This window comes from Peribacillus sp. NPDC094092 (genome assembly GCF_050279365.1).
Taxonomy (GTDB): Bacteria; Bacillota; Bacilli; order Bacillales; family DSM-1321; genus Peribacillus.
The window spans coordinates 237564-259058 of record NZ_JBNNUC010000001.1; the positions used below are offsets into that span (position 1 = coordinate 237564).

20 protein-coding genes are annotated in these 21495 nt (G+C 41.4%); 2 read left to right on the top strand and 18 right to left on the bottom strand.

The features are described from left to right. Nucleotides 1–260: 260 nt before the first annotated feature. The 12 genes from ACQKNS_RS01095 to ACQKNS_RS01150 form a co-directional block, all read right to left on the bottom strand. Nucleotides 261–1220 carry a VOC family protein gene (locus ACQKNS_RS01095; RefSeq protein ID WP_427640783.1) on the bottom strand — a complete coding sequence of 320 codons (960 nt, stop codon included), beginning with the start codon at nt 1218–1220 and terminating at the stop codon, nt 261–263. A 40-nt stretch (nt 1221–1260) separates the two neighbouring features. Then, nucleotides 1261–2049, bottom strand: coding sequence for an SDR family NAD(P)-dependent oxidoreductase (locus ACQKNS_RS01100; protein WP_427640784.1), 789 nt, complete (start codon nt 2047–2049; stop codon nt 1261–1263). Nucleotides 2050–2092: 43 nt separating this feature from the next. Then, the gene (locus ACQKNS_RS01105; RefSeq protein WP_427640785.1) at nt 2093–2602 is read right to left on the bottom strand and encodes an aromatic-ring-hydroxylating dioxygenase subunit beta; all 510 of its coding nucleotides are present in this window, start codon (nt 2600–2602) and stop codon (nt 2093–2095) included. A gap of 21 nt (nt 2603–2623) precedes the next feature. Next, the gene (locus ACQKNS_RS01110; protein WP_427640786.1) at nt 2624–3925 is read right to left on the bottom strand and encodes an aromatic ring-hydroxylating oxygenase subunit alpha; all 1302 of its coding nucleotides are present in this window, start codon (nt 3923–3925) and stop codon (nt 2624–2626) included. A gap of 36 nt (nt 3926–3961) precedes the next feature. Continuing rightward, on the bottom strand, nt 3962–4747 hold the full coding sequence (gene nadX / locus ACQKNS_RS01115) for an aspartate dehydrogenase (RefSeq protein WP_427640787.1): 786 nt from the start codon (nt 4745–4747) through the stop codon (nt 3962–3964). A gap of 16 nt (nt 4748–4763) precedes the next feature. Continuing rightward, nucleotides 4764–6209, bottom strand: coding sequence for an aldehyde dehydrogenase family protein (locus ACQKNS_RS01120; RefSeq protein ID WP_427640788.1), 1446 nt, complete (start codon nt 6207–6209; stop codon nt 4764–4766). A 12-nt stretch (nt 6210–6221) separates the two neighbouring features. Beyond that, nucleotides 6222–7910, bottom strand: coding sequence for a thiamine pyrophosphate-binding protein (locus ACQKNS_RS01125; RefSeq protein ID WP_427640789.1), 1689 nt, complete (start codon nt 7908–7910; stop codon nt 6222–6224). Nucleotides 7911–7939: 29 nt separating this feature from the next. Further along, the gene (locus ACQKNS_RS01130; RefSeq protein ID WP_427640790.1) at nt 7940–8731 is read right to left on the bottom strand and encodes an SDR family oxidoreductase; all 792 of its coding nucleotides are present in this window, start codon (nt 8729–8731) and stop codon (nt 7940–7942) included. Nucleotides 8732–8819: 88 nt separating this feature from the next. After that, nucleotides 8820–9758 carry a VOC family protein gene (locus ACQKNS_RS01135; RefSeq protein WP_427640791.1) on the bottom strand — a complete coding sequence of 313 codons (939 nt, stop codon included), beginning with the start codon at nt 9756–9758 and terminating at the stop codon, nt 8820–8822. Nucleotides 9759–9881: 123 nt separating this feature from the next. Further along, nucleotides 9882–10415: a cupin domain-containing protein gene (locus ACQKNS_RS01140; RefSeq protein WP_427640792.1), complete on the bottom strand. Its 534-nt coding sequence runs from the start codon at nt 10413–10415 to the stop codon at nt 9882–9884. A gap of 291 nt (nt 10416–10706) precedes the next feature. Next, nucleotides 10707–11522, bottom strand: coding sequence for an IclR family transcriptional regulator (locus ACQKNS_RS01145; RefSeq protein WP_427640793.1), 816 nt, complete (start codon nt 11520–11522; stop codon nt 10707–10709). 500 nt (nt 11523–12022) lie between these two features. After that, nucleotides 12023–12184, bottom strand: a complete 162-nt coding sequence (locus tag ACQKNS_RS01150) for a hypothetical protein (protein ID WP_427640794.1) — start codon at nt 12182–12184, stop codon at nt 12023–12025. Between the two features lie 753 nt (nt 12185–12937). Here ACQKNS_RS01150 and ACQKNS_RS01155 point away from each other — a divergent pair. Beyond that, nucleotides 12938–14227 (top strand): MFS transporter, encoded by a 1290-nt coding sequence (locus tag ACQKNS_RS01155; protein ID WP_427640795.1) that lies wholly within the window; start codon nt 12938–12940, stop codon nt 14225–14227. Nucleotides 14228–14538: 311 nt separating this feature from the next. Further along, nucleotides 14539–14721: a YppF family protein gene (gene yppF / locus ACQKNS_RS01160; RefSeq protein ID WP_427640796.1), complete on the top strand. Its 183-nt coding sequence runs from the start codon at nt 14539–14541 to the stop codon at nt 14719–14721. Nucleotides 14722–14893: 172 nt separating this feature from the next. On the opposite strand, the gene ACQKNS_RS01165 is transcribed toward yppF, so the two are convergent. From ACQKNS_RS01165 to ACQKNS_RS01190, 6 genes are read right to left on the bottom strand one after another with little or no spacing between them, the layout of a single operon-like run. Then, nucleotides 14894–16219 (bottom strand): gluconate:H+ symporter, encoded by a 1326-nt coding sequence (locus ACQKNS_RS01165; protein ID WP_427640797.1) that lies wholly within the window; start codon nt 16217–16219, stop codon nt 14894–14896. A 55-nt stretch (nt 16220–16274) separates the two neighbouring features. Further along, entirely contained in the window at nt 16275–16997 is a 723-nt protein-coding gene (locus ACQKNS_RS01170) for a GntR family transcriptional regulator (RefSeq protein WP_427640798.1), read from the bottom strand. A gap of 17 nt (nt 16998–17014) precedes the next feature. Then, nucleotides 17015–18028, bottom strand: a complete 1014-nt coding sequence (locus ACQKNS_RS01175) for a sugar kinase (protein ID WP_427640799.1) — start codon at nt 18026–18028, stop codon at nt 17015–17017. Further along, nucleotides 18021–18776, bottom strand: a complete 756-nt coding sequence (gene dagF / locus ACQKNS_RS01180) for a 2-dehydro-3-deoxy-phosphogluconate aldolase (protein ID WP_427640800.1) — start codon at nt 18774–18776, stop codon at nt 18021–18023. The genes ACQKNS_RS01175 and dagF overlap by 8 nt, the downstream gene beginning before the upstream one ends. Beyond that, complete coding sequence (locus tag ACQKNS_RS01185) at nt 18773–19882, bottom strand: DgaE family pyridoxal phosphate-dependent ammonia lyase (RefSeq protein ID WP_427640801.1); 1110 nt, start codon at nt 19880–19882, stop codon at nt 18773–18775. The genes dagF and ACQKNS_RS01185 overlap by 4 nt, the downstream gene beginning before the upstream one ends. Continuing rightward, complete coding sequence (locus ACQKNS_RS01190) at nt 19860–20963, bottom strand: amidohydrolase/deacetylase family metallohydrolase (protein ID WP_427640802.1); 1104 nt, start codon at nt 20961–20963, stop codon at nt 19860–19862. Before ACQKNS_RS01190 ends, ACQKNS_RS01185 begins: the two co-directional genes overlap by 23 nt. Nucleotides 20964–21495 lie beyond the last annotated feature (532 nt).

The following is a 21495-nucleotide window of genomic DNA, read 5'->3' on the forward strand; positions in this document are numbered from 1 at the left end:
TTAATATTCAGAATTATTTGTCAATGGTTTTTTCCTATTTTGTTGTTAACTTTTCCACCTTTATGCCAACCGTACAAGGCCATGGTTGAAGTCCCCTTCCTGCCCATTGCCTTGTATTTGCTTTTTACAGTTTCACTTGACTAGTAAGTTGATCAGCTGATTAGGAAGGAAATGGCTAGGTTTTCGATTTAATGACAATTGGAGTTCTTTCCTCTAAACAATTGTATCCGGAAACCTTTTGATGTTCCATTGGTACATGATTACTCATCAAATCGTTCTAAAAGTTCAATAATCACTTTAAAGGTCGATGTTGTATCCATATAGGCATATCGGCCTTTTCCGTTAAAAAAGTTACCTGTCTGTATGACCGGATAGCCCATTTCTTCTAACATCTCCATTTTATCCTCCATGTCTTTAACGACAAAAGAGATATGGTGAACACCCTCACCAAATGCTTCAAGATGATCTTTCCACGTACTAGGTGATTCTCCCGGCTCGATCAATTCAATTTGAATCAACGGGGTATCGATGAACATATATTTTGATTTTCCTTCAGTGGGCTTCCCTTTGTATATCACGTTTGTAATATCGGTTGAACCAGAATGGATGATCGGAGGTTTTTGAATCCCCAACAACTTACAATATGCATCTGCAGCCGCATCCAGGTCTTTTACCACTAACGCAATCTGTTCCACTTTGTTAGTCCCTAATAGCGGCTGAACGCTTGCATCTTCCGGTCTCTCCCATGCCGTTTTTCTTGGCTCTGCACTTTCAAGCAGTTCAACTAACGTTTTATGATCATCTAATGTATCCACATATACATATCGGCCGTCACTTGAAGTGAATTCACCCGTTTGCAAAGCTGGGTATCCGCATTTCTCCATGACTGGCAGCCTCTTTTGAATAGAGTCTACATCAAAAGCTATATGGTGGATCCCTTCACCTACTTTATCCAGGAACTCACGCATCGTTCCTGGATTTTTATCGGGCTCTATTAGTTCAAATTGGACCGTTGGTGTATTCAGAAAAGCCAGTTTGGATTGTGATTCCGTTGGTACACCTCTAAAAGTGACTTTCGAAACAGAACTGTCACCAGTTAAAAATGGCTCTGCCTTCTTTATGCCCAGCAGTTTTGTGAAAGCTAGATTAGCAGCTTCAATATCTTTTACAACAAATGCTAATTGATTAATATTCCTATTTCCCAATAGTGATTCAGCCATACTTATAAACCTTCTTTCCAAAGTTTATTTTGTAATGAACTCAACCCAGTCCGCGAACTGACAATCCTCCATCACTGGAGATGACTTCGCCGGTAATCGCACGAGCTGCGTCCGATGCTAACAGTACATATGCTCCTACATGATCTTCGGGCATCTGTGCAAGCTGAAGAGGGTTTCTTTTTTTTATGCTATTGGCCTTCGTTTCATTATCCACGATTTTAACGAATGGACGTAGGGGAGGAATGACCGATAATGCTGTAAGAGTGCCACCAGGCGCTACAGCATTCACCCTAATGTCAGGAGCAAGTTCAAAGGCTAGTTGGCGCATCAACCCTATTTGGGCATGCTTGCTTGCTGTGTACCATACCCCGCCGCCATCCGGATAAAAACTAGCACCGGATACGGTGAAAATAATATTGCCATTCGTTTTTTGCAATTCTACAAGAGCGGCTTTAGCACCGAAGAAAGATCCTTTAACGTTAATATCGATCAGAAAATCATATGCTTCGGAAAGTGCATCGGGAGTTACGTCGGCAAATTTAGCAAATCCATCAAAAACACCTGCATTAGCAACGAAAACGTCCAGCTTTCCAAATTGCTCGACTGTAGCCTGGACAGCCCTCTCATTGTCTTCATATTTGCTTACATCGCCTTGGTTAATGAGAATCTCATCACCAAACTCCTCTTTCATTTTCTTCAGCGTTTCCATCGAGCGGCCGATGATGCTGACTTTTGCCCCTTCTTGTATGAAACGTCTCGTGACAGCTTCCCCGATTCCTGAATTGCCCCCGGTAATCAACACTACTTTATCCTTTAACGCCATTGCCATTGTAGCCAGCCTCCTTGTTATCTCTTTTTATCCAAGTCAATAATTATACGAAGATAGCAAGATTTCTGGTATTTATCGTTGATTGATCAACAATGAATATCCGTTTGGAAAGTTTCCATTTACCTTCTTCGAAGATGAATTCATCATTTCGTTCCCCCGAAATCAAATCATGTTGAATATCCGTGCTGCGGCTTCGATAGATTAGCAGATAGCTCTTCACGACTGCCTTTTCACCTTCTACAAAGTCTTTAACACGTACATTAGAGACAAAACGCCGTGTTCTTGATGGCGGTATTTCCGCCCAAGCATAATCCGTTTTCAAACGATCCACGCGCAATTTAAGAAGCTCAATATCATCATTAAATGTAAACATTTCCGTTGAATAATCCGGGCGTTCCACCCCTTCTTTATTAACACGTACAGGCATTTGGTAACGCAAGCTCGGGTGCATTAAATCGAACCAATCATCAAATTCAATATCATCCAGCAGTTGAGCTTCATCATACAGCCACTGTTCAAATTCACATTTGAGCAACATTTTTTCCACATTCATTTCCGTTCCCCCTCCCGCTTATCATTTCGTCATTAATTCAAGCCAGTACTTGTAAAAATTCCTTTGACTCGCTTCAGTGAATTTATCATCGTAAGCAACACCCGGTCCTATAAAATCAACTGGTTCACGATGAAGCCCCATTGTATAATTGTAGGTTAAATTCTTTAGGAAAGGCATTGGGCCTTGAGCTGCTTCAGTAATATCCGTAAACACTTCCGTATCATCCTGTTCGAAAATACCGGATGGGCTAAAGGTCAATATGAATGAATCCCTTGATCTATCTTTCCAATCTTGGGAGGCGTTCTTTTCCACGAGCATCCAAGCGATCACTTCCATTTTATTGTGACCGATTGGCCGCCACATTCTAATTGAAGTGTTGGAGATGAATTGGTCTTTGATTTTTGTATGGGATATTAAAAATGATAAGTTAGGGAAAACGTTACCGATCATATTCTTTAAGTTTGATAACACTCCATACTGTTCTTCAGACAAATTAGTTTTAAATTCCTCTTTCAATTCTTCCGGGAAAGCGAATTCAGGGTTAGGTGTCCCTAAGTTCAGTCCATGACCGTTATCCGTATGGATTTGAAAACCACGCTTTGAATAGGTAGCATTGGGAACCATGCCCAGTTTTGCAATGGAGCCGTGTGTGACCATCGTGTGATAGGAATCACCAACAAAGTTATCTGAACCAACTTTCCAGTTGGAATTGACAACGAATCTTTGCGGGACCCCGATTACTTCCATTTCTGCACGGCCTACAAGTATATCCAAATACCATTTAATGTCTCCAAGAAATTCTTCAAGCGGCTCTGCATCTTCATTCCAAGTTCCAAATAAAAGACCTTTATAGGATTCAAGCTTCACTTTATGAAGGCCCATTTCCGACCGGTCAAGGTTGCCCCCGTATATGTCCTTTTGTAATGGCACCCCTACGAGCTCACCAGTGTTTTTAAAATTAAACCCATGGTAGGGACACGTAAATAATGACTTGTTCCCTTTATCTGCACGGCATAGTTTCATTCCGCGATGTGTGCACATATTATAAAACGCCCTGATTTCCCCTTCGGCATCACGAGTGATGATGAGCGAGTAGCCAGCCAGTTCACGGGTCATGAAGTCTCCTTTGTTGGGTACTTCAGAATCATGACCGATAAAAACCCATGTTTTCAGAAACACTTTTTCATGTTCTATATCATAAACCTTTGGGTCTCCAAGGAGGTATGCAGGTATAGCGCCTTCCTCTGGTTTAACCGTTTCGTTCAGATAGTTAATAACTTGCTGTTTCGACATTTCTTCTAAGGATTTATCAGTTTTAAGCATACTTTTTCTCTCCCTTCCAAGCTTAAAATCATAAGTCTACCCGATTTGAACGCTCTTTTCCTTATTTTGCAGAGTAGCCAAAACACTTAATGCCGCTAGATAACTCGTTTTCGGATTATTTGGCATTGGATCATTTTCCACTTCCAGTTTCAGTTTCCCGAACGAACCTGACGCTTCTATCAAGTGATTGTTTTTTAACACATTGGGATCGGCAATGATTTTCACTTTCGTCTTTTCAGATCCAAGACCAGCCATAGACAGCACAATCGCAACATTAATGTTTCTCGGAAACTGTTTGATCGCTTCTGCAGCAGATCCTTCAAATAATACCGTTTCTTCAGTCACTGTAGAACCTGCTGGCAATGCGTTTGGCGGTTTTCTTGTGGTGATGCAAACAGATTCAAGGCCATTCACCGCTTTTGCAGACTTAAGTACATCGAGTCCTCCAATCGCACCAGACGGAAGGAGAATATTCACGTCATTCATTTTACAAATCGAATTTGATTGTTCTTCAAAGGCAGGATTCGCCATCACGCCAATACTGCTCAGCAAAAGATCCTTCCCGCTTTTAAGCACTTTCAATGCATACTCTTCAGCTGCTTCAATCGTTGCAGCCTCTATGACTAAATCTACATCGGTTTTAAGGAGTTCATCGACATCACTATATGGCTGTGTCCTGAATTCTTCAGCTAGTTGTGCCGCGATTTCTTCACGGCGGGCATAAATCGCAACGATTTTCCCACCTGGAAGAAGCCCGTCGTTATTAATGGCCTGAAGCAGAAATTTTCCGATATTACCGCACCCGATTAAACCTAATTTCATGTAATTTCATCCTTCCTCAATCAGCAAACCCGTATGAGTCCGCAAAGAATTCCAATCCGCAATGTCTTGTTTCCCGCGAAACACCACTTTCTTTTAAGCCAGGGAAATCCAGAGCCAAGTCGCTGAAAACGGTATGATTATTATGGAAAACCGCACCAGCTTCGAGGCGATCTGCCATTTCGACAGCGATATCTTCATTCTCGGTCCAAACAGATGCACGCAGCGCAAACTCACTATCATTCGCTAATTTTACAGCTTCATCAATATCTTTGAAAGGTAAAATTGGAATGATGGGTCCAAATTGTTCCACCCGAACCAGTTCGCTCTGCTGATTGACGCCAGTAATAATGGAAGGAAGCATATAATAACCTTTATCCCAAGTTTCCGGATTCAGCTGTATGCCGGTTGTGATTATATTCCCTCCTGCCTTAGCCGTACGTTCGATCAAGCCATTAACAAAGTCATATTGCGTTTTATTATTCAATGGACCCATGGTCACGTCAGGCTGAATGCCATCACCAATTACCATCCGGCTAAACTCTTTGGTCAGCTTTTCCACAACCTCATCATAACGTGATTCTTGGACGTACACCCTTTTTACTGCAGAACAGACCTGACCCGCTGCCCGTAAAATCCCCATCCTCAAACGTTTGATGGCCGCTTCATCCAAATTGGCATCTTCCAAAATGATGGCAGGATCATTTCCGCCAAGTTCCATATATATTTTTTGCAAATGTCCAGCCGATTTCTGCATGATATCTTTTCCGGTTTCCGTACTCCCGACAAACGCCAATGTCCGTACACGTGAATCGGAACAGAGTTTGTCGCCTATTGCTTTTCCTGATCCAGAGACTATATTGATGACTCCTGGCGGAAAATGTTCAGCAACTACTTTTAAACAGGTCATTATCGTTAAAGGACAATTCGTTGCAGGTTTTACGACAACGGAATTGCCTGCCAAAACAGCAGGTATCACACGTTTAAATGTTAATATCATCGGAGAATTCCACGGTGTGATTATAGCCGTGACACCTCTTGCCCTTCTCCGGACCTGAACTTTTTGATTTCCATGGAGCACTTCAGGCTTCCACCAATGTAGTAACTCTGCTGCACAGCCCCTCATGACTTCAACACAGCGCAGGAAATCCTTTTTAGCTTCAACAAGTGTTTTCCCATTTTCACGTACAAACACTGTAACATTTTCCTCGATTACTTTTGTAAGTTCTTCTGCAGCTGTGTTCATCCTGTTTGCACGGTCCCCAATATCAGAACGAGACCACGTTTCAAAAGCATTTTCTGCCGCTTCAATGGCGTCATTCGCGATTTCCTCTGAGCATTTTGCCACCTGGCCAACTACTTCCGATGTATATGCCGGATTTACTACATCGACTTTATCCGCCGATGTTTTCCATTCTCCATTAACTAGATATTTTCCTGAAACAAATGGATATGTCGAAATCATTGTCAATCCTCCTTATAGTTTTTTTGGCTTGAATGCTTCCGCAGCTCCTGGCGGTCCGCCAAATGGCTTGGCCATTGGCCCCACAGCTTCCATATCAACAACGATCATTGAAGGTTTACGTCTTTCCTTTGCCTTTTTCAGTTCGGATACGAATTCATCTCCAGAACCAATACGGACAGCATCAAAATGCATGGACTCAGCCAGTTTCACAAAATCAGGACTCAATAAATCAACGGCTACTTGCCGACCATATGCGGCGGTTTGAATATTACGAAGAACCCCATAGCCTGAGTCATCAAACAATACGATGATAATCGGTAAGTTTTCTTCAGCTGCAGTAACCATTTCCCCAACATTCACCATAAACCCACCATCTCCAGCCATAAGAACGACGGTTTTATCCTGACATCCCATTTGGGCACCGATTGCTGTTGGAAGACCTTGACCAATTCCGCCGCCTGATGCATGAATGGATGTTCTCGGTTCATAGATTTCAAATAAACGGCTGCCCCAAACGTTTGCCTGTACGGTTACATCACGAACCAGAATGGTATCGTCTGGTAATACCTCCCTCATACCATCCACAAATTGCTCATAAGGTCCAAGCGTTTCCCTGAGTTGGGCGCGCACTTCATTTCTAAGTGAAAGAACTTCTTGTAAATAAGAAGGTTCCGCATGAACTGAATGTTCTTCAAGCTTTTGAATGATGGCAGCCAGCATATCTTTTGCATCGCCAACCAAACCTAACGAAGCTTTATAATTCCGGTTAATGGCCTGCCAATCCGCATCGATTGCTATATGTTCTTGTGGCACCGGCACTTTCCAGTTGGATGTTTCATTCCCCCTAAACCTTACACCTACGCTAATCAATAAATCTGCATTTCTTAAAAACTCTTTTGTTGTTTCATATGCTGCAAAGTGTCCTATGCATTGTTCATGGTTTTCTGGAATCGCCCCTTTTCCAGACTGACTTGTTATAACCGCTGCACCAAGGAGTTCCGCTAATTTTTGCAGCTCTTGCGAAGCATTGGCACTGATGACTCCACCACCAGCCCATATTACTGGACGGCGTGCACCTACTATTTTTTGCACGGCTTGTTCAGGAATAAATGGCAATGGATTTGAATCAGAAGTTGAAGCCCGCAGCCCCTCGAGTGAAAGATCTTCAATGATCGCCGATTGATAGTCTATCGGGATTTCTAATGTAACCGGACCAGTCGGTGCGGTTAACGCTTCTTGGATCGCCTTCCTTACAACTGCTGCACATTGCTCAGGGTTTCTAAGCCTTACTGCACTTTTACAAGCTCCGCTCATCATTGAGAGCTGGTCTTTACACTCATGTATGTATCCTTTGCCCGTACCAAGATAAGAAGAAGCTACTTCACCGGTAAGATGAAGTAGGGGGACGCCAGCTGCCCATGCTTCAACCAGTGAACCAGCAGCATTTCCTGCCCCTGTTCCGGTACTCGTAATCACTACACCCAATTTCCCAGTGGCTCGGGCATATCCATCAGCCATGTTGACTGCGCCGCTTTCGCCGCGTGAACAAATGAGTTTGATGCTCCCTTCTCTTAGAATTGCATCATAGATGGGCATATTGTGAATGCTGACAATCCCGAAAGCAGTTTGCACTCCTGCTTGAACCAGCTCCTTTACGATGGAATCGGCGGTCGTAAACTCTATTTCTTCTTGTATTTTCATCGCGTTATCCTACCTTTTTTTGTAATATATTATAGTGCCTTTCCAATCGCTCCTGCCGTCTCAATCGTCGAACCCGCTACATAACTTGCTTTGTCTGAAGCAAGGAAAACAATGACACTGGCCACTTCTTCCGCTTCACCAACCCGGCCGAGTGGGATATTCCGTTTTTTCGCAAGGTTTCCGTAATACTCTTCAGGGTCCATATCGGGCGCATTTTTCAATCTTCTTCGCTCCCATTGATCGGTCCGGATCAATCCAAGACTCACTGAATTTACCAATATATTGTCTAAGGCCAATTCCTGGGACAAGGTTTTACTTAAATTAAGGAGACCAGCCCTTGCTGCTGCAGTCGCTACCATATGACGTTCAGGTTCTTTAGCAAGCGTTGCATTAATATTAATGATCCGCCCACCTCCCCTTTTCACTAAATGGGGATGCGTAGCACGAACAGCATATATGATGGCAAAGAACTTTAACTGAATCTGTTCATCCCACTGCTCATCCGTTATGTCAAAAAAGTGACCCATCACGCTTTGACCGGCTGCATTCACCAATATATCGATTCCGCCAAACTTCTCAGCGGTACCATTAATGAAAGAATCCACATCCGATTTTGAGGTGACATCACATGTTGATGCAAATATATCTGCCTTTTCACCAAATGAGAGCAATTGGGTTTGTGCACTTTCCATCCGCTCTGCACTTCTGCCGCATATAGCCACTTTAGCACCTTCAGCCAGAAACATTTCTGCTGTTTTTAATCCCACGCCCGACGTGCCGCCCATTATGACAGCCACTTTTCCTTGCAATCCTAAATCCACTTTCGCCACTCCTTTTCATAGCCATTTTCCTTAAACGCTGTCCTAACTACGCGCAAGAATAATGGGAGGAAATCAAATCAATATCCACTCATTTTTCCGCCATGACTGAATCATCTATATGAGAATCAACCCAGCCCGGATCGGGATCTCCTCCCATTGCTTTGCGGGCTTCTGGTTTCGGCGGACCTGCAATCCCCCACTGATCCATTAAATGCGGGACCCGTTTCCATACACGTGCTCTCCACTCCGATTCATCTTCAATCGTTTCCAGATAACATGTATACTCCATAACAAAACCGCCTGGATCTTGAAAATAACAGAAAATATTGTCTCCAGGCCCATGACGTCCAGGTCCCCAAAGTTCTGACAAGCCCGCTTTTCGCACATTGCTTATTCCACGCATCAGTTCATCCACGGAATCGACCTCGTATGCGATATGATTGACTGACGCATGCTCATCCTGATTGAAGGCAATGGAGTGATGTTTCCTGTTGCACCGCAGGAATGACATTTGGTGCTCACTCCAATCAGTAACTTTAAAACCAAGTACGTCCGTGTAAAACTCAACGATCATATCCAAGTTCTTCGTGTTCATTACAACATGGTTCAATTTCACTGGGTCAACATTTTTCTTGCTCCAAATAGACGTTTGCACTTCCACCCAGGCCGAAAGCTCTATTACGCGGTTTTCCGGATCAATAAACCGCAGGCCATAACCGGCACCTGCTTCATCCAAATATCCAGGCGGTTCAATAATTCGAACGCCCTTCGATTGTAAGATCCCTGCTGCACGATCCACCGCATTTTTATCGACCATTCCAAAAGCTATATGATGCAAACCCCTTTTTTCTCCCTTGTGAAGGCTTAAAATATGATGTTCCGGTCCAGCCCCGCGGAAATAAACCGTATTCTCCTCTTCCGGAACATCCACTCTATCAAGTCCCCAAACCTTTTCGTAAAACTCTGCTTGATCATCGAAATTCGGAGTTATCATGCTTATATGCCGTAAATGAGTAATCCCAAGCATTTTTTATACCTCCCTTAATTTAGATTGGCCTTTTGATTATTTGCATGGGCCATTTTTTACAATCTAATCGAAAAGGGCGCCTCATTAATTTTCATAATGCAGGTGCCCTTTTCAGCTAAATGATCAGTCTTTAATAATGGCTTCTCTTTCTTTAGCGCGCTGTTTACGCAGTTCTTCCAGGTCACTGCCTTCAGGATAAGTCGGTAAGTTAGGCTTCACTGCCCCTAGCATCACGAGCATGCGCGCCTCCACATCCCCATCATTCCTAATTCCCCGATAAACCCCTGGTGGGCTGCTGATGCAATCTCTGGCACTTAATTTAATTTCATGCACCTCGCTGTAGCTATCCTCTTGAATTAATGCCGTGACTTCACCCTCAAGAATGAAAAATACTTCTTCAACATCATCGTGAAGGTGCAAAGGCCCGATGCATCCCGGAGGAAGAACCATTGTACTTAAAGTGAAATGTACACCTGCAATTACATTCGTATCGTTATTGGCAGTTGCTCCACGTCCGATATATCTCATCTGTGCACGTCTATATGCGGGATCGATTTCTTCTTGGAACTTCAAGACATCCCAATCAAGCGAACGGTCTTTCAATCGGGCAACATATTTTTTTTCAAAATCCTTCACTGAAAAAGCTTCTTTAGTCATTTTAAAAATCCTCCCTTATTGGTTGTTTCAAAACTAGATTATGTTTCATAAGCAAAACATTGTTTTGTCTATGAATTAAGTCTAAAATGAAACCGCTTCATTGTCAATGAGTTTTTAGAATATTAAAAACTATTTTTATTATCGGAACGCTCAGTGCTTTGGGATAAACTTGTAACGTTCTAATCTAATATCCGCTTTTCTTCAACACAAAAAAGTGTGGATACCCTGTTGGGAGATCCACACTATTGAAAGAGGTTATTCACTTATTGACGATTGTCACTTTTAAGTTGTTCAGACATCTTCGTGCTGATATGGCTTAACCCCGCTATATCCCATATAGGCGGATAATTCACGAGATACTTCCAACAGTTTCGGCAAGGCAATTTTATCGATGAAATCCTCCTGATAAGCAGACTCAGTTGCCACGACATTTAAGGCAGCCAATACTTTCCCAGTCCTATCAAAAATCGGAGCGGCAACAGAACGGATGCCCGGGTGGAATTCCCCGCTTGTCATCGAATAACCATTCTGCCGAATTGAATCCAGCTGTTTTTGAAATTCACCCGGCGCGGTGAGTGTTTTGTCTGTATAAGGAGTCAGGTTTGAGATTTTGAACATTTGCATCAGCATTTCTTTCGGTTGATATGCCAAAAGTAATTTTCCATTGGCCAAAGCATGTGCCGGCAGCCGCAAACCTATGTTCACATTGACAGCGGATACACCTCTGATCGGGGCACTTCCAACATAAACAACTTCCTGTCCATCCAAAATGGATAAATGGCAGGAGGCTCCGATTTCATCACGCAAGTTCTCCATATATGGTTGGACGATTTCCTGGAATTTCAAGCTATTCAAATAGCTGAATCCCAATTCTAGAACCTTTGGCGTTAAACTATAACGTTTGGTATGTTCATCCTGAGACAAATAACCAATATTTTGTAATGTGAATAATAAACGATAAGGTACCGTTCTGCTTACTCCCAGTTGTTTTGCAATTTCTGAAAGAGACAAACTCGGCTGTACTTCATTAAAGAGCTTTATGATTTCCAATCCTCTAACCAATGAATTAGCACTATATTTCTCTTTCTCTTTTTCTTCGCTTGCCATTCGAGTATTCCCCCCGTTGTGAATAAATCTCATTTTCTCCTGAATATAACCCATTCAGTAAAGGCTTTCTTCATAAAAAGAAATGCGTTATATGTACATTTTTTTTCTGGTAGTCCATTTGGTGAATGTTTTGGATGCATACTTCCAATGGCTTGTCTATTAAACCCGTACCATAATCATTAACACACTTGGATCCTGTCGATAACATAATTAGACCAAATTCCCGAACAATGAAAAAACTGGAATTAGGAATCAATGTCCAAAAAATCCTTGACACACTATCAGTTCTCAACACAAGACCAAAGGCGGAACAGATATTGAAGATAGGATGTCCACTTGGTTTGAATTTGATAAAGAGAAAGAAAAATGACCGGTATCCTAAGCGGGAGCACTTGCGGCCAGATGCGTTTCGCTTCCATTACCAGACAGAAACACAGGCGCCAGTAGTGCACTGCCTCTGCTTTGCATATTGGTTAACGCTTCGATAGATAGTAATCATTTCAACTTTCCTCCATACTAACAACAGCTGCCCCAAGAGTTGCATTAGATAGAATCAACGCCTTGACCACTAAAGGAAAACGGCTAGTTGAATCGAGAGCGATAGCCACCCATCGAATGACCAGGCTCGTATCTCCTTGTTTCCAAACACTGCAGGATAACAAGCGCTTATCCTTATCCCTATTACAGATAATGAATCGGGCATTATTCTAATTGTCTAATTGGCATCCCTTCCACCCTTTATTCTTCATGTTTATATAGAGTGTATATGTGTCAATTAAAGCATATTTACATATATAAAACTATTTGGAAGGCCTAACTTAATTGTCGTATCGATAGAAAAGCTCGATACAACCAAATATAACCAATTTCACAAATGAAAACAAATAAAGAATTTTAATACACCGATATTTTCTGGCAAACCATGTTTTTTTCCATATTAAGTATTTCATATACAAAACAATATAAATGAATTATAGATTTTCCTGATTTTAAATTCAATATCAATAAGTCAGAATTTTTAATACTTTAATGATAATTTGTTTTTTGTCTCAGAGAAATGGATTTTCATTCATTTTAAGTCCTTGCTTGATAGTGGCCCATTTACTTAATGGGATGAAACGGATGTTCGTTTTCAAGTGAAAGCGCTTATAATTTTGTTTATTCTAAAGATAGAAAATTGTCTAAATATTAAATTGACAATCAAAATATTTTAATTTATCGTTAAGAAAGTAAAACTTTGTTTTCCTTACAAAACATTTCTGTGACTTATTATCTATCAAAATAATAAAGAAAGGCGGGAAAGCTCTTAAATGAAAAATCAAAACTAGTACCTTTCTAAAGGGAAAACCGTAATTCACTTATTCGCAATGGTAAGTGTTTTAAGGAAGGCTAAAAAGCGACAAGGAGATGGTATTATGTTAAAAGGGCAAAAAAGATGGTTGTATATTGCCGTTCCAATTTTTTTCTTTTGGTTTTTCGGACAAATTGATAAGGTTGGCATTTCCATCATTCAAACAGATCCTGAATTCTTGCATGCACTCGGTATGACAGGCGATGACAAAAATGCAAAGATCGGTCTTCTATCTTTTGTATTCACCATTGCTTATGGAGTTTCCAATCTTTTTTGGGGCTTCATCATTGATAAATTAGGTGCCCGAAAAACTGCCATTGCCGGTTTATTCGTTTGGACACTCACGATGATTATGTCAGGCCTGGCAAATTCATATGAAATGTTTTTAATAAGCAGGATCGTTCTTGGTTTTGGTGAAGGGATGATGATTCCAGTTTCAGGGAAATTCATTTCTAACTGGTTTAATAAACGCGAATTGGGGAGAGCCCAGGCATCTTGGCTGACCGGCAACTATTTAGGTCCGGCAATGGGAGCCGTTGTTTTGGTGCTCGTGATATCTTTACTCCACTGGCAAGCAGCTTTCTTTATGCTTGCAGCATTCAACTTATTGATAAATATCCCGATGTTCATCTTTATGACGCGTAATACACCAGAAGAGCACCCCCGTATAAGTAAGGAGGAACTGGCTTTCATTCGTCAAACGGATGATGGAGTGAAAGAAACCGCCGTCTCCGAGAATAAGAGTTTCGCCCAAGATTATCGTTTCTGGATTGTTTGGTTCGGCATGCTTGTATGCTCCTTCTTATTTTTCGGAATCAGCATTTGGCTTCCTACCTACCTCATTGAAGCAAAAGGATTCGAAAAAGAAGGAATGTCGAGCATCACTTCACTTTCCTGGCTATTCGCTCTGGGATTTGTCTTGGCATGCGGTTTTCTGGCTGACAAAACCAGACGTCCAAGTTTGATGGCCACGATTCTTTTTTCATTGACGGCAGTCTTTCTATCTGTAGCGATTTTCATCCCCAATCCTATTTTGGCCGGACTATGTATGGGACTGGCAATGGGATGTCAAGGCGGTGTGTTCCATTTAAGTAATATGCTCATGGTAAAATACTCAACACCTGAAACGGCAGGACGGGCCGCTGGTCTAATTGGATTCACGAATATCATGGGCGGCTTTTCGAGCTATATCATGGGATGGCTACGTGACTTGTCTGGCGGGGATTTCAGTTCATCGATCGCCATGCTGATTTTTACAGCCATCTTAGGTTTGGCAGCTTATTTATTTTCCATTAAGAGAGAAGCTGCAGAGCTGCGCTTATCACCTATACCTCTACAAAAGATACAAGCATGAAGCTGAAGTTCCAAGTAAAATCATTGCCAACATTTTTTATCATTTTGAGAACTATCCAACCCTTGAATTTCAAGGGTTTTTTCTTGAGCCGGTTTTTAAAAAAAGACGGTAGGATAGAAGTTAGCAAGTGTCCATACCAGTAAGTTTCGCTCTTTTTTTCATATCCCGATAATATTTTGTCCATTTTCCCATCTTGCCCGAATCATTTGTATAAATATGTCGATAGTTAAAATATTCAAAAAATGATATTTTCTTGAATAACCATGTTATATTGTTAATGGAAAAAAATACTTGTCAAGTAAGGTGAGTGTGTGAATATAGAAGTTTTAATCCTCCATTATATTCAGGAAAAACGTCAAAAGCCTAACCATGCCAATGAATTACTCGATTATATTCAGAATGAATATGTAAACGGGAAGCTGTCAATCTTCCAATATAAAAGTCTCTGTCAAGACTTATATATTCGAGGGGCAAAACAAACGTCTTCGGGATGAAATTACTTTTCACAGTCATTCTATTTCCTATTCTGACTTTTGTTTCTGATTACCGCAATCGACCTATCCTTTAGAGCTATGCCATTCATTTACTCCCTCCCCAGTACGTTCATAACTAAATAAAAGCCTCCTTATCTGTCACCAAAGACAGATCAAGGAGGTACTTTGTTTACTAAATGAATATATCCAAAATTAAAACCAAACCGAATGCCACGAAGGAAAGTAAAGTTTCCATGACTGTCCATGTTTTGAATGTTTCTTTAACGGTCAATCCCATATATTCTTTTACTAACCAGAAACCGGCGTCATTAACATGGGAAAACATTAATGAGCCTGCGCCCGTGGCAATAACGAGTAATTCTAGATTTACACCTGTCATATTGGCAACGACCGGTGAAACGATACCTGCTGCAGTAGTCAAAGCGACGGTTGCAGAACCCGTGGCAATCCGAATCAATCCGGCCACAAGGAATGCAAGAACGATCGGTGATAAAGAAATTTCTTCAGACATGGAAGCGATTGCATTCCCTACGCCACTATCAATCAAAATTTGCTTGAATCCTCCGCCTGCACCGATAATAAGGATTATGGAGGCTAATGGCAATAAGCATTCTTCCGTCAACTTTTTAATTAGCGATTTGTCCATTCCCTGTCTGTAGCCCAAGAGATAGTAAGCTGCAAAACAGGAGATTAATAGGGCAATCACCGGACTTCCGATAAACAAGAAGAATTTTTCAATGGAGCCTGGTAGCTGCAAATAAGGTGCCAAGACAGTTAAAACCATCAACAATACAGGCAAAAGGATGATGAAGAACGAAACTCCAGTCCCTGGTAACCCACTTGACTTTGTTACCACCCGAATCAATTCCGGTTCACCAACAGGAATAACCCGTTTTTGAACCCATTTTGCGAATAGAGGTCCGGCAATTACAGCAGTCGGGAATGCGATGATCAATGAGTACAGAAGTACGTGTCCCATGTTGGCATTATAGATCCCAATAGCTGTCATGGCTCCCGGATGCGGAGGTACCAACCCATGTACAATCGATAAACCAGCAAGTACTGGAATACCGATTAACAAGATGTTCACCTTGGTTGATTTCCGAATGGAAATGACCAAAGGCAGCAATATTACTAAACCAACCTCGAAAAACACCGGAATGCCTATGATGAAACCAGATAAAAGCATGGCCCATGGCAGGTTCTTCACGCCGAATTTATTAATGAAAAAGTCTGCAACCTGCATACCGGCTCCAGAATCGGACATCATCTTTCCTAAGATGGTCCCTAAAGCCAATATTCCAATAAGATGACCAAGGACTGCTCCTACACCCGTTTCATATGCTCCTACAATCTTGTCCATCGGCAGTCCAGAAAAAACCGCTAAAAATAAACTGGCTACAGTCAAACTAATGAATGCGTGCCATTTCCACCATGATACCCCCAAAATAACAATTACGATCGCTATCAGCGTAATTCCTAATAAATATAGATCCATATGTTCTCCCCACCCCATTGAAATCGCTTACAATCACTCCGATACAATAATTGGATTATTGTACCGGCTCATTATATGTCACGATGTAGTTCTGTTTAGCCGTATTGTAATACCCTTCACTGTATTCCATAACATTTCCGTCCCCATCACTTGAAATCCGAATCCTTTTTAGTACAGGACTATTGTTTTCGATTTTTAGTGTTTCGCAAATGTGATCCGGAGCGATATCAACGGCAAATTCATCTCTGAATGTTTCAAGTTTGACGTTTTGATCTTCCAAAAAGCGGTACAAAGAATTGATCTGGACCTCTTTCATATCTTCTTCGTTCATATCGAGTGAAACATAATGTGTAAAGTAAATATAAGGTTCATTGTCCAATAAATATATCCGTTCGATACTTATGCAATGGTCACCAAATAAAGAATGCAGCTTAGAGCCTGAAGAAAGGTCAACATGACTTATGTTTAACACCTTTTTTAAAATGGTGTGCCCTTCCTCCACCAACAGCTCTGTGAAACGCTTTCCTTTGGAAAGTTTGACAATGGAACCATTAGCTATGACCCGGGTGCCTTTACCGCTTTTCTTTTCAACATACCCCTCTTGCACAAGTTCTTTAATGGCATTTCGGACAGTGACCTTACTTACGTTAAATTCTTCTTCCAAAAGAGGCTCGGAGGGAATGTTTGTGTCGATGGCATAAACCCCATGTAAAATACGATCCTTTAATATTTCTTTTATTTGTAAATACATCGGTCCATTTTTTCTGTTCACATTCATTCCTAATCTCCTGCCTTTTATCTCTTAATATCTTCCATTTTACCTTTCATTGCCGAGAGTATCTCCTTTTCGGTTGCCAAAGGAGTATCTCCGACGACAGTACATGCCAGCATTCCTGAAACAGCCGCAAACCGAACTGTCTTTTCAGGGGAATATCCTCGTAATTCACCATGTAAGATTCCACTGGTGTATGCATCGCCTGAACCTATTCTATCATATACGGAAAATGATAGAATATCGGAAAAGTAAAATGTTTCTTTCTTGTATATATACCCCCTCAGCGTATGGCTATTATCATTGTTGATTGAACGATGTGTCCCTGCTATCGACTGAATATTGAATTTCTTTGCCACCTCAGGGATAAGCTCGATTAGCTGTTCTTCCCTTGTGGAGCCTTCAGACTTCATTCCTAAAATATATAGGGCGTCTTTCTCATTCATCATGACGATATCAGCCAAAGAAAGCATCTCTTCATAATGGGGCTTTGCATCAGCATAACCTCCCTCCCATAAAGAGGGGCGGTAATTGCAATCGAAACAGACTGTACCGCCTTTTTCTTTGACTTTTCTGGCCAGGACCTTCATACTTTCCCGTACACTTTCCGACATTGCAAGCGTGATTCCGCAAAAATGGATGATATCGGTATTTTCCGAAACCATATCCATATCATAATCAGATAAGGAGGCTGTATTAAAGCTGCTTTCCAGCCGATTGGAATATGTGACACGGCTCGCCCGCTGTCCAAAACCATTTTCCAAAAAATACATCCCCAAGTATTTGCCACCTCTAGAGATGAAGTTCCTTCCAATTCCTAAGCGCTGCAAAGATGAAATTGCTGAATCGCCAAGGGGGTTATCCGGTAACTTTGTCACAAGATACCCATCATGTCCTAGCTTTGTCATCGCAGAAGCAACATTTACCCCCGTGCCTGAAAAGGAGTATTGCAGAGTGTTGGCCTGTGATAGCAATTCATGGCCTGGTACCTGCAAACGCATCATCACTTCCCCGAATGCCACAATCCTTTTAGGCATATTTTTCAACCAATTTTTTCGTTATGGCCAATAATTTCCGTACATCCTCCCCATTCGTTTTTCCATTCTCTTCATCGATGATGGAAGAATATACATGGGGAATGACTTTAGGCACGTTTGCTTCTAATGCGATTTCTAGAATGGTCTCGAAATTATTTAAATCGATTCCGCCAGTTGGTTCCAAAGCAAATCCCTCTTCACCACAAGCTTTTGCCACTGCACGATATTCATCTTCATGCTTCAGGCCTTTCATCGGGAAGTATTTCAATGCATTTCCTCCCATATCGCGAACCAGCGCGATGGCAGCTTTGATTGGCACAATGGCAGTTTCGCTTGAACCTGCACTTACTGGACCAGTGGAAATGTTCACAAAACCTACTTTCCCAGTTGGGGAAACAAGTGAATTTATCCAGCTGTCCTTCTCACCTAAATTGGCCCTCGTAGCACCAACAGCGGGAAAAACCTGATTAATGTGACTGCCTGGATAGTATTTTGCTATTTCTGCGACAACCGCTGCCTGTCTATTATCGCCCGCACCCAAACCTATTGAAACGGCCTCATCAATGGCTTCCCCGTATTCTTTCATTGCTGTAACACCAGCTTCCACAGTTGGGTAATCCTTTGAGAGTACACCAACCAATACATGGCCTTCCGCTGCTTCAAAGACTTCCACTGCATTTTCCACACTATTTGCAAGTACATTTAAGGCTACACGATCATTCAATAACCGTTTATTTATCTTTGTCATCCTTGTTTTCCTCCTAATATGGTTCTTAATTGTGCTTCAATGACATGTATATCATCACCTTGCAATGGACGCGGATCTATATCGAAAAAGCCTTGGCGTATCCCATAATCACGTGTGTAAATGGCGATTTCCCCATTTCTGAGCCGGTCGTTCACTTCCTTCGCCGTTGTTTCCGTTATTAAAGGATCAATGGAAATACGTGCTCTATATATGGCACGCCCGGCTTCATCCTGAACTACCGTTACTTTTACGCCCTCAATGGATTCAAGTGATGTGAGAACTTGTAAACTAGCTTTTTCTTTTTCGCTATTATCCGTCTTGACGAAATATTCATCCAATGCCTGAAGCAGCCCAAAGGTAGTTTCCTTTCCAACCTTCATGCTCCTTCCGATACAGTGCAATTGAACCTTTACCCATTCGATATATTTTTTTCTGCCAGCAACGATACCGGATGTAGGTCCTTCAATGGCTTTTGATCCACTATAAATCGCCAAGTCGGAGAATTGTATATATTTTTCCAAATCCTCTTCCGCTGCTGCATCGACAATCAGAGGGATGTCATTCGTTTTGGCCACTTCCCATGCTTCTTCGACCGATATCATATTTTTCTGAACAGCATGATGCGATTTCACGTATAAAATGGCCGAAGTATTATCATTTATGGCATCCGCAATATGTTCTGCCTTCCCTTCGTTTGCATACCCAACTTCGACCAATTTTCCGCCACCAAGGGAAATCATGGTTTCTACCGGTGCACCATACTGAACGTTATGGCCTTTCAGCATGATGATTTCATTCTTTTGAATGAGATCTTGATGAAGCCTTTCGCTTTTCCTTCTATTTCCTTCAGTAACGATTGCCGCTACTGAAAGTGCGATTCCACTTGATGCTGAGTTGACGACGACTGCTGCTTCAGAATGTAACAAATTCGCTATATGCTGGCCTGACTTATCGACTAAATCAGAAATTTCAACATAATTTTGCCCACCTTTTTTCATCGCGTCCATCACTGTGTCAGTTGGGGCAGAGACACCCAATATGCTCATTCTTCCGCTGGCATTTATGACTCTTTTCAAACCGTATTTAGCATTCAATGAATTCTCCATTTATAACCACTCCTTTTACGACAACTCTTTTTTCTGCCATCCTTTTTTCTCCTTCGGAATCCATTAAAAGGGTCGGCTTATTCTTGATAGAGAATAAGGTCAAGTTCGCAATATCCCCAGTTGCAATCCTGCCAAGCTCGGGTTTATGCAACCAAGCCGCTGCATTGACCGTAACGGCATCTATTACTTCCTTTAATGGATAACCCAGATACAAAAATTTTGTAAGCACATTAGCCATATTAAAAACTGGTCCATTCTCTCTGTTTTTCCGGTATATATCGGTGCTGATCGTATTGAAGCGTATTCCCCGCTTTTTCGCCATTTCTGCAGTTTTAAAAGAAAAGCTTGCCGTTCCATGACCTACATCCAAATGGACACCACGTTCAATCGCCTTACTGAGCTCAGGCAGCGGTTCTTCTTTTTCATCAAATAAATTATTCGCTTTACCATTTAGGAAATGTGTAATAATGTCCTTTTCCTCAAGTAATTCAAGGACTTCCTTAATATCGGGCGGCCCTGAACCGATATGAACCATTAATGGTAAACCAGTTTCAGCCGAGAACTTCCTAGCGATTTTTAATGGCTCGACACCATTTGGACCAACCACGCTTTTACTTATTCTCGCTTTAAGTCCAATTACAAAATCCCCGTACTTGGAAATTGCCTTCCTTAATTCTCCTTCGTCCAGCCATGAAATATCCGATAACTCATCAATCCTTTTCAAGCCGATCCGCGAAATATTCAGAAAGGCAAAAACATTCGTTTTGGAATTTTCACAGCTGTTAACGAGATCAGATATCCTATCTGCCCCCGTGCTTCCCGCATCAATGACCGTTGTTACACCAGTTTTATATCCAATCTCATCAACCTTATCACCATAAGGATCGAATTCCGGGAAAGCATGTACATGCATATCAATCCATCCGCTGGAAATAAAAACTTTTTGATCATAATCTATTATCTTATCCCCTGTTGCAGTTCCGGGAAGTGCGATTTCTTTAATCATCCCATTTTCCAGTATGATATCCGCTGCATTTCCCTCTAACATCTTTACATTCTTCAGAACTAACGTATCTGTCATTTCCCTCATCCTTTTCGGTACATCCTATCAATCGCAAATACTTTGTATACGGTTACACTGAATTGTGTGAGAATTCATTTCATTTTTCTTTACAAAAATAGATTATCATATTTTGTTGAACTAATCAATATAACGTTATAATGTTTAAATAAATTTACAGAATTTTTAATGGATTTTCACTTATTTTTTCTCTGTGCTCTCTAGTTTCTTCCTTATATCGTGATCTAATTTAGTTTTTTTAAAATTTACCGTGCTATTCTTTACCAATTTTTACACAATAATGATTAATGTAAGTCTCTACTCTAATTACCCAGAAAAAATGCTTTTCCTTTTTCCGATAAAACACGCTTATCATCTGTCTCTATGCTAATGGTAAAAAACCAAGTTTATTTAAAATAACGGATAAATATTGCACTAAGTCAAACCTTTCATTGGGATGCATTCGTTCATTACTCTATGGTTCCCAGTAATGCAGAGGAAATGGCGCTTTCCATAATAATAAAGGCCAAGAATGCTTTTTAAATGCATTCTT

Excerpts from the sequence above, each read along its gene's own strand:
- ACQKNS_RS01175 (WP_427640799.1), bottom strand. The coding sequence starts at position 18,028 with ATGCCTAAAAGGATTGTGGCATTCGGGGAAGTGATGATGCGTTTGCAG.
- ACQKNS_RS01165 (WP_427640797.1), bottom strand. The coding sequence starts at position 16,219 with ATGGATCTATATTTATTAGGAATTACGCTGATAGCGATCGTAATTGTT.
- dagF (WP_427640800.1), bottom strand. The coding sequence starts at position 18,776 with ATGACAAAGATAAATAAACGGTTATTGAATGATCGTGTAGCCTTAAAT.
- ACQKNS_RS01190 (WP_427640802.1), bottom strand. The coding sequence starts at position 20,963 with ATGACAGATACGTTAGTTCTGAAGAATGTAAAGATGTTAGAGGGAAAT.
- ACQKNS_RS01110 (WP_427640786.1), bottom strand. The coding sequence starts at position 3,925 with ATGCTTAAAACTGATAAATCCTTAGAAGAAATGTCGAAACAGCAAGTT.
- ACQKNS_RS01185 (WP_427640801.1), bottom strand. The coding sequence starts at position 19,882 with ATGGAGAATTCATTGAATGCTAAATACGGTTTGAAAAGAGTCATAAAT.
- ACQKNS_RS01100 (WP_427640784.1), bottom strand. The coding sequence starts at position 2,049 with ATGGCAATGGCGTTAAAGGATAAAGTAGTGTTGATTACCGGGGGCAAT.
- ACQKNS_RS01105 (WP_427640785.1), bottom strand. The coding sequence starts at position 2,602 with ATGAATGTGGAAAAAATGTTGCTCAAATGTGAATTTGAACAGTGGCTG.
- ACQKNS_RS01140 (WP_427640792.1), bottom strand. The coding sequence starts at position 10,415 with ATGACTAAAGAAGCTTTTTCAGTGAAGGATTTTGAAAAAAAATATGTT.
- ACQKNS_RS01155 (WP_427640795.1), top strand. The coding sequence starts at position 12,938 with ATGTTAAAAGGGCAAAAAAGATGGTTGTATATTGCCGTTCCAATTTTT.
- ACQKNS_RS01145 (WP_427640793.1), bottom strand. The coding sequence starts at position 11,522 with ATGGCAAGCGAAGAAAAAGAGAAAGAGAAATATAGTGCTAATTCATTG.
- ACQKNS_RS01125 (WP_427640789.1), bottom strand. The coding sequence starts at position 7,910 with ATGAAAATACAAGAAGAAATAGAGTTTACGACCGCCGATTCCATCGTA.
- nadX (WP_427640787.1), bottom strand. The coding sequence starts at position 4,747 with ATGAAATTAGGTTTAATCGGGTGCGGTAATATCGGAAAATTTCTGCTT.
- ACQKNS_RS01170 (WP_427640798.1), bottom strand. The coding sequence starts at position 16,997 with ATGAATGTGAACAGAAAAAATGGACCGATGTATTTACAAATAAAAGAA.
- ACQKNS_RS01095 (WP_427640783.1), bottom strand. The coding sequence starts at position 1,220 with ATGGCTGAATCACTATTGGGAAATAGGAATATTAATCAATTAGCATTT.
- ACQKNS_RS01135 (WP_427640791.1), bottom strand. The coding sequence starts at position 9,758 with ATGCTTGGGATTACTCATTTACGGCATATAAGCATGATAACTCCGAAT.
- ACQKNS_RS01120 (WP_427640788.1), bottom strand. The coding sequence starts at position 6,209 with ATGATTTCGACATATCCATTTGTTTCAGGAAAATATCTAGTTAATGGA.